This window comes from Pseudomonas sp. H3_E07, from assembly GCF_054668895.1.
Window position 1 is genome coordinate 5,314,916 of sequence record NZ_CP162795.1, and the last position, 11,898, is coordinate 5,326,813.

Sequence of the window (11,898 nt, forward strand, 5' to 3'; positions counted from 1 at the left end):
GTCCTGGATGGAGTCGCGCCCCATACGGATGTGAACCTCCTATGTGCCAGGTCAGCTTCAGCTGTGTCACGCAAAACAGCCCAGGAGGTCAAAGCGTTAATAAGGCGTGACCTGGCGTGCGTCCCAGCCTTCCCACCACGTGCCCCCCGAACTCCAAGGACCTGCCCGATGCTGTTGCGCCACCCTCCGTTCCTGTTTGCCGCCCTGACGTTAAGCTCGCTGGTGCACGCCGAAGACCTGCAATTGGCCCCGGTCGAAGTCACCAGCAGCGAAGCCAGCGCTGGTGAAGTGGCCGAGGCGCAGATCAAGAGCGTGCCCGGTGGCACCAACTACATCGACATGGATAGCGTGCAGCAGGGGCGGGTGAGTACCAACGAAGACGTATTCAAGTACCAGGCCGGGGTGTACGCCAAGGCGGCTAACAACGAAGGGGTGAAGCTCTCGATTCGCGGTTCGGGCCTGAACCGCAGCCCCGGGTCCCACGCCTCCGGCCTGTACGAAATGTTCGACGGCCTGCCGTTGACCGGTCCTGGCGGCACCCCTTACGAGCTGAAAGACCCGTTGTGGCAAAGCCGGGTAGAAGTGCTGCGCGGCGCCAACGGTTTTGACCAGGGCGCGTTGGCCCTAGGCGGCGCCGTCAACTACGTGACCCGCACGGGCTACGATGCGCCCAAGCTGCAACTGCGCTATGAAGCGGGCAGCAAAGGCTACGCCCAGCGTGAGATCAGTTCCGGCCAGGTGCTGGGGGATGCCGACTATTACATCAGCCTCACCGATTCCGAATCCGACGGCTACCAGCACCAGAGCGCAGCAACTAGCAAAGGTGTGGCCGCCAACTTCGGTTACCGCTTCAACCCGGACCTGGAAACCCGCTTCTATTTCCGCTACCGCGAAACCACCAACGACACGCCGGGCAAACTCACGCGATACCAGATCAGCCACGACCCGCGCGCGGCCGCCAGCCTCAACGCCGCCCGTGACTCCAAGCGCCTGCAGCCGGGCTCGACCTGGATCGCCAACAAGACCACCTTGCAGCTGGACGATAATGCCCGCGTCGAAGTCGGCCTGGCGTACCACGATTACCCGATGGACCTGCGTGAAGGCACCAACCGCCTTAAAGTCGCCTACACCGATATCAGCAGCACCCTCAACTACATCCGTCAGGACACGCTGTTTGGCCACGACAGCAACACCACCGTCGGCCTGCGCACCACCCAGGCGATGCCCAACAACGGCGCCTCGGAATATGTGCGCACGCCTGCCGGTAATACCGCTGGCTACGCGCCCGGCACCAAGACCCGTGACTACAGCTACCTGGGCTCCGACACCGTGTTGCACATCGGCAACGATCTGGAACTGATTCCCGACCTATGGCTGACCACCGGCCTGGCGGCGATCTACACCCGTCGCGAAACCCAGGTCACCTATCCCGAAGGCCAGGCGCCGCTCAGCCAGCACGACTGGGACTACGCTCCGCGTATCGGCCTGCGGTACGACTTCACCCCGCACCTGCAGGTGTACGGCAACCTGAGCCGATCGGTCGAGCCGCCGCATGCGTGGTCGATGATTTGGGGTTCGAACAAATACTTCCCCAAAGACAGCGGCCCGGCCACCGGCCTTCAGCGTGAAGGCGTGAGCCTGAAAAACCAGACCGCCACCACCCTGGAAATCGGCGGTCGCGGCGAGCAATGGTTCGGTCAGTGGGACCTGGCGCTGTACCGCTCTGAAGTGCGCCACGAATTGCTCACGGTGGAAACCCAGGCGCAAACCGCCACCCGCAATGCCATCGTCGCAGAATCCAACGCCAGCCCCACTGTGCACCAGGGCGTGGAACTGAGCCTGCTCAGCCCGTTGTGGGAAGGCGGCCATAACGGCCAGCTCACTCTGCGCCAGGCCTACACCTTCAGCGACTTCCACTACCGTGATGACGACCGCTTTGGCGACAACGCCCTGCCGGGCATCCCCAAGCACTACTATCAGGCGCAGGTGCGCTACAGCCATCCGACCGGTTTCTACACCAGCCTTAACACCGAGCATTCATCAAGAGTGGCAGTGGACTACGCCAACTCCTACTACGCCGCGTCCTACACGGTGCTCGGTGCCACCTTCGGCTACGACGCGCCCCGGCAGGATTGGCAAGCCTGGGTCGACCTGCGCAATCTCACCAACCGGCGTTACGCCAACACCGTCACGCCGGGATACGACGATAAAGGCCTGGATGTAGCGCGTTCCACGCCGGCGGATGGCCGTGGCATCTACACCGGTGTGTCGTGGAGCTGGCGCTGAGCCCCTTGCCCAAACCCTGTTTTACTGGCATTGTCTGCGCAATTGGCAATTATTCCCATTTGAGATCTTTTTGCGCATGCACGACATTCCGGCCGCGCCAGGCGACTCCGTCCGGCAGCAGACCCTTACGGCGATGTACAGCGAGCACCACGGCTGGTTGCACGGCTGGCTGCGAAAGAAACTCGGGTGTTCCCAGCATGCAGCGGACCTCGCCCATGACGCCTTCATCCGCGTCTTGATGCTGGCCGAACCTCAACAGATCAAAGAGCCCCGCGCGTTCCTGGCCACCACGGCAGGGCGGTTGCTGATCGACGGCGCCCGTCGTCGTCGCATCGAAAAAGCCTACATGGAAGCCCTGGTGATCCAGTGCGAGGACGCTGGCATGCCCGACCCGGCCGCGATTCATGTCGCGCTGCAAGCCCTGGAACGTATTGCGGAGATGCTTGCCGGGCTGCCTGCCAAGGCGCGCGAAGCGTTCCTGCTGAGCCGCCTCGACGGGCTGACCTACAGCGAAATCGCCACACGCCTGGACGTGTCTGCCAGCACCGTCAAAAACTACATCTCCAGTGCCTTGGTTCACTGCTACCACAGCCTGCACCCGGCAGACCCGCTGGCATGAGTTCCGAACAGATCATCCAACAAGCGGCGCAGTGGCTGACCCGCCTGCATGACGAAAACGTCACCGAGGCCGACCACCAGGCATTCAACACCTGGCGCCAGGCCGACCCGCGGCACGCTGTGGCCATCGAACGCATGGGCGCAGTATGGGGCAGCCTCGACACGCTGCCGGCCAAGCCCGCACGCATTGCCTTGAACCGCGCATTCGCCCCGCGACGTGCGCGAGGTGCGCAAGCGGTGGGCTTGCTCGGCGTGGTCCTGTGCGGCTGGCTGGGCCTGCAACACCTGCCGGTCTGGATGGCCGACCAGCGCACCGGCGTCGGCGAGCGCCGGCAGATCGCCCTCGAAGACGGCAGCCAGTTGCAGCTCAACAGCAATTCGGCGGTCGACGTGAAATTCGACGGCCATCAACGGGTCATCGAGTTGCTGCAAGGCGAACTCTGGGTGGACGTGGCCAAGGATGCGCAACGGCCGTTCGTGGTGCGTACCGACCAAGGTACGGCCACGGCATTGGGCACGCGTTATCTGGTCAAACGTGCAGCGGATGGCACCACGGTGGTCACGGTGATCGAGTCCAGCGTCGCGGTCAAAGGCGCCACCCGCGACGGCGTCAACGTCACCGCCGGCCAGCGTTCGGTCCTCGATCACGGCCGCGCCCAGCCGCCGCAAGCCATCGGCAACAGCGACCCGGACGCCTGGACCCGTGGCCTGCTCAAGGTCAACGATCAACCCCTGAGCGACGTGCTGCAAACCCTCGCCAGCTACCGCCATGGCATGCTGCGCTTCGACCCTCAGGCGTTGCAGGACCTGCGGGTGTCCGGTGTGTTCAAGCTGGATGATACGGCGGCGGCGCTGTCGTCACTGGCGGACAACCTGCCGATCCAGGTGGAGTACTTCACCGACCTGCTGGTGGTGGTCAAGCCGCGTTAGCCTTCGTGCTGGCGCAGGCGTTTGTACAAGGTGTTGCGGCTCACCCCCAGCTCCCGCGCCAGGTGGGAGATGTTCCCGCCTGCCGCCTTCAAACGCTGGTTCAGATCGATGCTGTCATCCAGGTATTCACTGGCGGGCAGCGGTGGATCTACCTTCAAGTCCACAAAAAAATCATCTGGCAGGTGTTCCGCGCGGATCGGCTGTTCCTCAGCCATGGCCAGCGCCACCTGCAACACGCTGCTCACCTGACGCAGATTCCCCGGCCACGGGTGCTGTTCGAATAACGCCAGCACTTCGGCGCTGAGGCCTGCCCATTGAGTCGGCTCGCGGTGTTGCTGCCACAGTTGTTGGAACAGTGCCTGCTTATCGGTACGTTCGCGCAACGGCGGCAGTTCCAAGGTCAAGCCGCCGATGCGGTAGTACAAATCCTCACGAAAACGTCCGGCCTGCACCAGCTCGCGCAGTGCACGGTTGGTGGCCGAGATGATTCGCAGATCTACCGGGAACAGCTCGCTGCTGCCCACCGGCTGTACACAGCGCTCCTGCAGCACCCGCAGCAAACGGGCCTGGGTCGGCAGGGGCATATCACCGATCTCGTCGAGAAACAGCGTGCCCTTGTCGGCCTTGCGGATCAGGCCGATGCTGCCTTTCTGATTGGCGCCGGTGAAGGCGCCTTTTTCATAGCCGAACAGTTCCGATTCCACCAGCTCGGCGGGAATCGCCGCACAGTTCACCGCGATAAACGCCTTCTGGCTGCGCGAACTGGCCTGGTGCAGGGCTTTGACGAACACTTCCTTGCCCACGCCGGTTTCGCCATGGATCAGCAGCGGAATGTCCTTTTCCAGTAAGCGTTCAGCCTGGCGCACGGCCTTCTCCACGCGTACATCGCCGAAGTGCAGGGTCTTGAGGCCAATCGACGCAGGCGTCGGTGGCGTCGGCTCGGTGAACACGCGCGCCTGCACGGGCATCTGCTTGGGGCGTCTCAACACGCATTGGAAGCGGTTGCGTCCTGCGGCCTGCAGGGAGAAAGGCAATCCTTCCGGCTGGTTCAACAACTCCAGCAATGACACCTTGAACAAACTGTCGATCATCACCCGCGACAAGCTGATGCCCAGCAGGTTGTCGGCACGCCGGTTGGCTGACAGCACCTGACCGCTCTCATCGAAGATCAGCAGGCCGGCCCACTGGCTGTCGAGGTTGCTCAGGCCGGTGTTGAAGGTCAGTTGGAAGTGCTCGCCGCGAAACAGGTTGAGGATCAGCCGGTTTTCCACGGTCTGGCTCATCATCTTGACCATGCCCAGGGTGTGCGAGGGCGGCAGGTAGCTGTCGCTGGACACATCCAGCACCGCGATGATCTCGCGCTGCGCATCGAAAATCGGCGCCGCCGAGCCGGTCATGAAGCGGTTGGCCTTGAGGAAGTGTTCATCGTGCTCGATATGCACCGCCTGGGCACAGGCCAGCGCGGTGCCGATGGCATTGGTGCCGCTGGAGCGCTCCATCCAGCTGGCGCCGGGGTTGAAGCCTCTGGCCAGCTTGGGGTCGATAAATCGCTGGGTGCCCCAGCTGGTCAGCACCTGGCCCTGGTTGTCGGCCAGCATGATCAGGCAGTTGGAATTACTGAGGATGTTTTCGTAGTAGGGCAGCACTTCCTGATGCGTGGTCTGTACCAGCGAGTGCTGGCTTTCCAGCAGTTGACTGATGCCCTCGGCGGGGAGCTGGTCGAAGCTGGGCGTGCTCTGGTGGTCCAGGCCGAAGGCGCGGCAGCGGCGCCAGGATTCCTGGATAAGGGTGTCGTGAGCCAGTGGTTCGGCCATGGGGTGACCTTCGTTTTTATTGTTATTGGGCTTGCACAATCTGCCTGGAAAAACCGCTCCCACAGTTGCCCTGTGTTGTGCATGAGAGTGTTGTTCAGAACTGTTCATTGTCAACCCCTGAACTGTTCAATTGTTCAGTCAGATTGTTCACTCTCGAACATCGCTTTCACCCCATTTCCTTGCACATCAAACACTTGTCGTTTTGGCACGAAACTCGCTCTGACAGCTGGCCAGATTCATTCCAATAATAAAAAAGGTCGTGTCATGTCATTGACCCTGGAACATGTCTCCCGCGTTGTCGAAGGCCAGACCTGGATCGACGACGCCACCCTGCGTTTCGAAGCCGGTTCCTTTAACGTCTTGCTCGGTCGCACCCTGTCCGGCAAGACCAGCCTGATGCGCCTGATGGCCGGCTTGGATAAGCCCAACAGCGGTCGCATCCTGATGAACGGTGTGGATGTCACGCAAAAGCCGGTGCGCCTGCGCAACGTGTCGATGGTCTACCAGCAGTTCATCAACTACCCGACCATGACGGTGTTCGAGAACATCGCCTCGCCGTTGCGCCAGGCCGGTGTGTCCAATGAGCTGATCCAGAGCAAAGTGCTGGAAACCGCGAAGATGCTGCGCATCGAGAAATTCCTCCAGCGTCACCCGCTGGAACTCTCCGGTGGCCAGCAGCAGCGCACGGCCATGGCGCGCGCACTGGTCAAGGACGCCGAGCTGATCCTGTTCGACGAACCACTGGTGAACCTGGACTACAAACTGCGCGAAGAACTGCGTCAGGAAATGCGCGAGCTGTTCGCCGCGCGCCACACCATCGCCATCTACGCCACCACCGAGCCCAACGAAGCGTTGGCCCTGGGCGGCACCACCACCATTCTTCACGAAGGCCGGGTGATTCAGAGCGGCAAGGCTGCCGAGGTCTATCACCAGCCGCAGACCGTGCTGGCGGCCGAGCTGTTTTCCGAGCCGCCGATCAACCTGATGCCGGGGCGTATCAGCGGCAATGAGGTGAGCTTTGCCAATTTCGTGCACTTCCCGCTGAACGTCGATCTGCGCCCGATTGGCGAAGGCGAATTCCGTTTTGGCGTACGCCCCAGCCATATCAGCCTGGTGCCAAGCAACGATGACGATCTGGAGCTGGCGGTCACCGTGGAAGTCGCGGAGATCAGTGGTTCGGAAACCTTCCTGCATGTGCGCAGCGAACATTTCCTGCTGGTACTGCACCTGCCGGGGGTCCACGAATACGACGTCGACGCGCCGATCCGCGTGTATATCCCCACCCATAAACTGTTTGTGTTCGATGGGCAGGGCCGTTTGGTCCAGGCCCCCGGGCGCCGTGTTGCGAGGGTTGCCTGATGGCCGAGATCCATTTGCAGAACCTGGCGCATAGCTACAGCCCTACGCCGAGCGGTCCTGAGGACTACGCCATTCGGGAAATGAACCATGTGTGGGAGCAGGGTGGGGCCTACGCCTTGCTTGGGCCGTCGGGCTGCGGCAAGTCGACCCTGCTCAACATCATCTCCGGCCTGCTCCGCCCGTCCGAAGGCCAGGTGCTGTTTGACAGCAAAGTGGTCAATGACCTCACCCCGGAAAAACGCAACATCGCCCAGGTGTTTCAGTTCCCGGTGGTGTACGACACCATGACGGTGTTCGACAACCTCGCGTTCCCGCTGCGCAACCAGGGCATGGCCGAGGCAAAAATCCACAGCAAGGTGCAGGAAATTGCCGAAGTTCTCGACCTGCAGAACCTGCTGACCAAGAAGGCCCGCAACCTCACCGCCGACGAGAAACAGAAAGTCTCCATGGGCCGTGGCCTGGTGCGTGACGACGTGTCGGCAATCCTGTTCGATGAACCGTTGACGGTGATCGATCCGCACCTCAAGTGGAAACTGCGACGCAAACTCAAGCAGATCCACGAGCAGTTCAACATCACCATGGTCTACGTCACCCACGATCAGTTGGAGGCCTCGACCTTCGCCGACAAGATCGCGGTGATGTACGGCGGCCAGATCGTGCAATTCGGCACACCCCGCGATCTGTTCGAACGGCCCAGCCATACTTTTGTCGGCTATTTCATCGGCAGCCCTGGGATGAATCTGATCGAGGTGCAAGCCGAGGCGGGCGGGGTGCGGTTTGCCGACACCCACCTGCCATTGCCAGCGGCCTTGCAGCAACGTATTGCCAACACCGAGTACAAAAAGCTGCAGGTCGGTATCCGCCCGGAATTCATCCACGTGTGGGACGAGTACAACCCTGACGCCCTGCAGGCCGATATCACTCATCTCGAAGACCTCGGCACCTACAAGATTATTACCCTCAACCTCAACGGCGCGTTGCTCAAGGTACGCCTGGCCGAAGACAAACCCGTGCCCGAAGGCAAGGCCTCCATCAGCTTTCCCGCGCAGTGGTTGATGGTGTACGCCGACGATTACCTGCTGGAGGTGCAGCCATGAACAAGGTGCAAAACAACAAGGCCTGGTGGCTGGTGCTGCCAGTGTTCCTGCTGGTGGCATTCAGTGCGGTGATCCCGATGATGACCGTGGTCAACTACTCGGTGCAGGACATCTTCGACCAGTCCAGTCGCTACTTCGTCGGTGCCGACTGGTATAAGCAGGTGCTGCTTGACCCACGCCTGCACGATTCGCTGCTGCGTCAGTTCATTTACTCGGCCTGCGTGTTGCTGATCGAAATCCCGTTGGGCATCGCCATCGCCCTGACCATGCCGACCAAGGGCCGCTGGTCTTCGCTGGTGCTGATCATCCTCGCCATCCCGCTGCTGATCCCATGGAACGTGGTAGGGACAATCTGGCAGATCTTCGGTCGCGCCGATATCGGCCTGCTGGGTTACAGCCTCAACGCCCTGGGCATCAGTTATAACTACGCCGCCAACACCATGGACGCCTGGGTAACGGTGCTGGTGATGGACGTATGGCACTGGACTTCCCTGGTGGCGCTGCTCTGCTACTCCGGACTGCGCGCGATTCCGGACGTGTACTACCAGGCTGCGCGGATTGATCGCGCATCGCCCTGGGCGGTGTTCCGACATATCCAGTTGCCGAAGATGAAAAGCGTGCTGCTGATCGCGGTGATGCTGCGCTTTATGGACAGCTTCATGATCTACACCGAGCCTTTCGTCCTCACCGGCGGCGGTCCGGGTAACGCTACTACGTTCCTGAGTCAGACGCTGACCCAGATGGCTGTAGGCCAATTCGACCTGGGCCCGGCGGCGGCATTCTCGCTGGTGTATTTCCTGATCATCCTGTTGGTGTCCTGGCTGTTCTACACCGCCATGACCCACTCCGACGCCAACCGCTGAGGCCGCCAACATGAGTAAGCGCAAGGTTATTCCGCTGCTGATCTACATCCTGTTCCTGCTGGTGCCGATCTACTGGCTGCTGAACATGTCCTTCAAGAGCAACACCGAAATCCTCGGCGGGTTGACGCTGTTTCCGCAGGATTTCACCCTGGCCAACTACAAGGTGATCTTCACCGACCCGAGTTGGTACACCGGCTACCTCAACTCGCTGTACTACGTAAGCCTGAACACGGTGATCTCCCTGAGCGTGGCGCTGCCGGCGGCCTATGCGTTTTCGCGCTACCGCTTCCTGGGCGACAAGCATCTGTTCTTCTGGTTGCTGACCAACCGCATGGCGCCACCGGCGGTGTTCCTGCTGCCGTTCTTCCAGCTGTATTCGTCCATCGGGCTGTTCGACACGCACATCGCGGTGGCGCTGGCGCACTGCCTGTTCAACGTGCCGTTGGCGGTGTGGATCCTTGAAGGCTTCATGTCCGGCGTGCCCAAGGAAATCGACGAAACCGCCTACATCGACGGCTACTCGTTTCCTAAGTTCTTCGTGAAGATTTTTATCCCGTTGATCGGCTCCGGCATCGGTGTCACCGCGTTTTTCTGCTTCATGTTCTCCTGGGTCGAACTGTTGCTGGCGCGCACCCTGACCTCGGTCAATGCCAAGCCCATCGCGGCGGTGATGACCCGCACGGTGTCGGCGTCGGGTATCGATTGGGGCGTGCTGGCGGCGGCGGGGGTGTTGACTATCCTTCCCGGCATGCTGGTGATCTGGTTTGTTCGCAACCACGTGGCCAAGGGCTTTGCCCTGGGCCGGGTCTGAGGAGTCGATGATGGAATGGATGGCCTGGACCACCCCCACCGCGCTGTTTTTTGGTGCCATAGCCCTGATCCTGGCGGGCATGACCACTTGGGAGCTGCGTTCTCCGAGTATTCCCCGGCGTGGGTTCTTACCGATCAGCACCACCCGTGGTGATCGTTTGTTTATCGGTCTTCTCGGCAGCGCCTACCTGCATTTGCTGGTCATCGGCGTTACCGACTGGAGCATCTGGGTGGCGTCCGCGCTCTCCCTGGTATGGCTGTTGAGTGTGATGCGTTGGGGCTAGTGCCCTTATGAATAAACAACCTGGAGGTCTCTATGTTGAATAAGAACAATAAGCTGCGACATAGCATTTCATTGGCCGCCGTACTGGCCCTCAGTGGTTTGAGCGCCTCGGCCTGGGCCGATGCGTACGAAGATGCTGCAAAAAAATGGATCGGCAGCGAGTTCAAGCCGTCCACCCTCACGGCTGAACAGCAGCTTGAAGAGCTCAAGTGGTTTATCAAGGCTGCGGAACCGTTCCGTGGGATGAAGATCAACGTGGTGTCGGAAACCCTCACCACCCACGAGTACGAGTCCAAGGTGCTGGCCAAAGCCTTCAGCGAAATCACCGGCATCAAGCTGACCCACGACCTGCTGCAGGAGGGCGACGTGGTGGAGAAGCTGCAAACTCAGATGCAGTCCGACAAGAACATCTATGACGGCTGGGTCAACGACTCGGACCTGATCGGTACACACTTTCGCTACGGCAAGACCGAATCCATCACTGACCTGATGGCCAACGAAGGCAAGGACTTCACCTCGCCGACCCTGGATATCAAGGACTTTATCGGCATCTCCTTCACCACCGCGCCCGACGGCAAGATCTACCAATTGCCCGACCAACAATTCGCCAACCTGTACTGGTTCCGCGCCGACTGGTTCGAGCGTCCGGAGCTGAAAGCCAAATTCAAGGAAAAATACGGCTATGACCTCGGCGTGCCAGTGAACTGGTCGGCCTATGAAGACATCGCCAAGTTCTTCAGCGAAGACGTCAAGGATATCGACGGCAAGCGCGTGTATGGGCACATGGACTACGGCAAGAAAGACCCGTCCCTCGGCTGGCGCTTCACCGATGCCTGGTTCTCCATGGCCGGTGGCGGCGACAAGGGGCTGCCCAACGGCTTGCCGGTGGACGAGTGGGGCATTCGCGTGGAGGACTGCCACCCGGTCGGTTCCAGCGTTACCCGTGGCGGCGACACCAACGGCCCGGCCGCCGTGTATGCCACCCAGAAATACGTGGACTGGATGAAAGCCTATGCGCCACCGGAAGCGGCGGGCATGACCTTCTCCGAATCCGGCCCAGTGCCGTCCCAAGGCAACATCGCCCAGCAGATCTTCTGGTACACCGCGTTTACCGCCGACATGGTCAAGCCAGGCTTGCCTGTGGTGAATGCCGACGGCACGCCGAAATGGCGCATGGCGCCATCGCCCGTCGGACCGTACTGGGAAAAGGGTATGAAGAAGGGCTATCAGGACGTGGGCTCCTGGACGTTCCTCAAGTCGACGCCTGAGAAACAGAAGCTTGCGGCCTGGCTTTACGCGCAGTTCGTGACCTCGAAAACCGTGTCGCTGAAGAAAACCATCGTTGGTCTGACACCGATTCGTGAGTCCGACATCAACTCCCAGGCCATGACCGACATGGCACCGAAACTGGGTGGCCTGGTGGAGTTCTATCGCAGCCCGGCCCGAACCGAATGGTCGCCGACCGGCACCAACGTGCCGGACTACCCACGCCTGGCACAACTGTGGTGGAGCAACATCGCCGCCGCCGCCAGCGGCGAGAAAACCCCGCAACAGGCGTTGGACAACCTGGCCAAGGAACAGGACGCCATCATGACGCGCCTGGAACGCTCCAAGGTGCAACCGGTGTGCGGCCCGAAAATGAACCCCGAGCGTGACGCGCAATACTGGTTCGACCAGCCGGGCGCGCCGAAGCCGAAACTGGCCAATGAGAAGCCGAAAGGCGAGACCGTGAACTACAACGACCTGCTCAAGCAGTGGGAGGCGGCGCGTAAGTAATTACGTCGAGTGGCAAAGAAGAACGGCACGCTTGCGTGCCGTTTTTTGTGTTCGGTGGTTGG

General features: G+C 61.0%; 10 protein-coding genes. 9 read left to right on the top strand and 1 reads right to left on the bottom strand.

Annotation, left to right across the window (positions count from 1 at the left end):
• Positions 1–168 precede the first annotated feature (168 nt).
• The 3 genes from AB4O08_RS24665 (at position 169) to AB4O08_RS24675 (ending at position 3,834) form a co-directional block, all read left to right on the top strand.
• Complete coding sequence (locus AB4O08_RS24665; protein WP_460114442.1) at positions 169–2,286, top strand: TonB-dependent receptor family protein; 2,118 nt, start codon at positions 169–171, stop codon at positions 2,284–2,286.
• A gap of 76 nt (positions 2,287–2,362) precedes the next feature.
• Positions 2,363–2,905: a sigma-70 family RNA polymerase sigma factor gene (locus AB4O08_RS24670; protein WP_010209668.1), complete on the top strand. Its 543-nt coding sequence runs from the start codon at positions 2,363–2,365 to the stop codon at positions 2,903–2,905.
• The gene (locus AB4O08_RS24675; protein ID WP_010209669.1) at positions 2,902–3,834 is read left to right on the top strand and encodes a FecR family protein; all 933 of its coding nucleotides are present in this window, start codon (positions 2,902–2,904) and stop codon (positions 3,832–3,834) included. The genes AB4O08_RS24670 and AB4O08_RS24675 overlap by 4 nt, the downstream gene beginning before the upstream one ends.
• Here the strand turns inward: AB4O08_RS24675 and AB4O08_RS24680 are convergent.
• Entirely contained in the window at positions 3,831–5,648 is a 1,818-nt protein-coding gene (locus tag AB4O08_RS24680; protein WP_010209670.1) for a sigma-54-dependent Fis family transcriptional regulator, read from the bottom strand. The two genes, AB4O08_RS24675 and AB4O08_RS24680, sit on opposite strands and share 4 nt — an antisense overlap.
• 264 nt (positions 5,649–5,912) lie before the next feature.
• Between AB4O08_RS24680 and AB4O08_RS24685 the strand changes: the two genes are divergently transcribed.
• From AB4O08_RS24685 to AB4O08_RS24710, 6 genes are read left to right on the top strand one after another with little or no spacing between them, the layout of a single operon-like run.
• Positions 5,913–7,007, top strand: coding sequence for an ABC transporter ATP-binding protein (locus AB4O08_RS24685; RefSeq protein WP_042572159.1), 1,095 nt, complete (start codon positions 5,913–5,915; stop codon positions 7,005–7,007).
• A complete protein-coding gene (locus AB4O08_RS24690) occupies positions 7,007–8,104 on the top strand; it encodes an ABC transporter ATP-binding protein (RefSeq protein ID WP_460114443.1) in 1,098 nt (365 codons plus the stop codon). The genes AB4O08_RS24685 and AB4O08_RS24690 overlap by 1 nt, the downstream gene beginning before the upstream one ends.
• Positions 8,101–8,967, top strand: a complete 867-nt coding sequence (locus AB4O08_RS24695) for a carbohydrate ABC transporter permease (protein WP_010209674.1) — start codon at positions 8,101–8,103, stop codon at positions 8,965–8,967. Before AB4O08_RS24690 ends, AB4O08_RS24695 begins: the two co-directional genes overlap by 4 nt.
• A gap of 10 nt (positions 8,968–8,977) precedes the next feature.
• Positions 8,978–9,778: a carbohydrate ABC transporter permease gene (locus AB4O08_RS24700; protein WP_003174634.1), complete on the top strand. Its 801-nt coding sequence runs from the start codon at positions 8,978–8,980 to the stop codon at positions 9,776–9,778.
• 10 nt (positions 9,779–9,788) lie between these two features.
• Positions 9,789–10,061 carry a DUF2160 domain-containing protein gene (locus tag AB4O08_RS24705; protein ID WP_010209675.1) on the top strand — a complete coding sequence of 91 codons (273 nt, stop codon included), beginning with the start codon at positions 9,789–9,791 and terminating at the stop codon, positions 10,059–10,061.
• A gap of 32 nt (positions 10,062–10,093) precedes the next feature.
• Positions 10,094–11,836, top strand: coding sequence for an ABC transporter substrate-binding protein (locus AB4O08_RS24710; protein ID WP_460114444.1), 1,743 nt, complete (start codon positions 10,094–10,096; stop codon positions 11,834–11,836).
• Positions 11,837–11,898 lie beyond the last annotated feature (62 nt).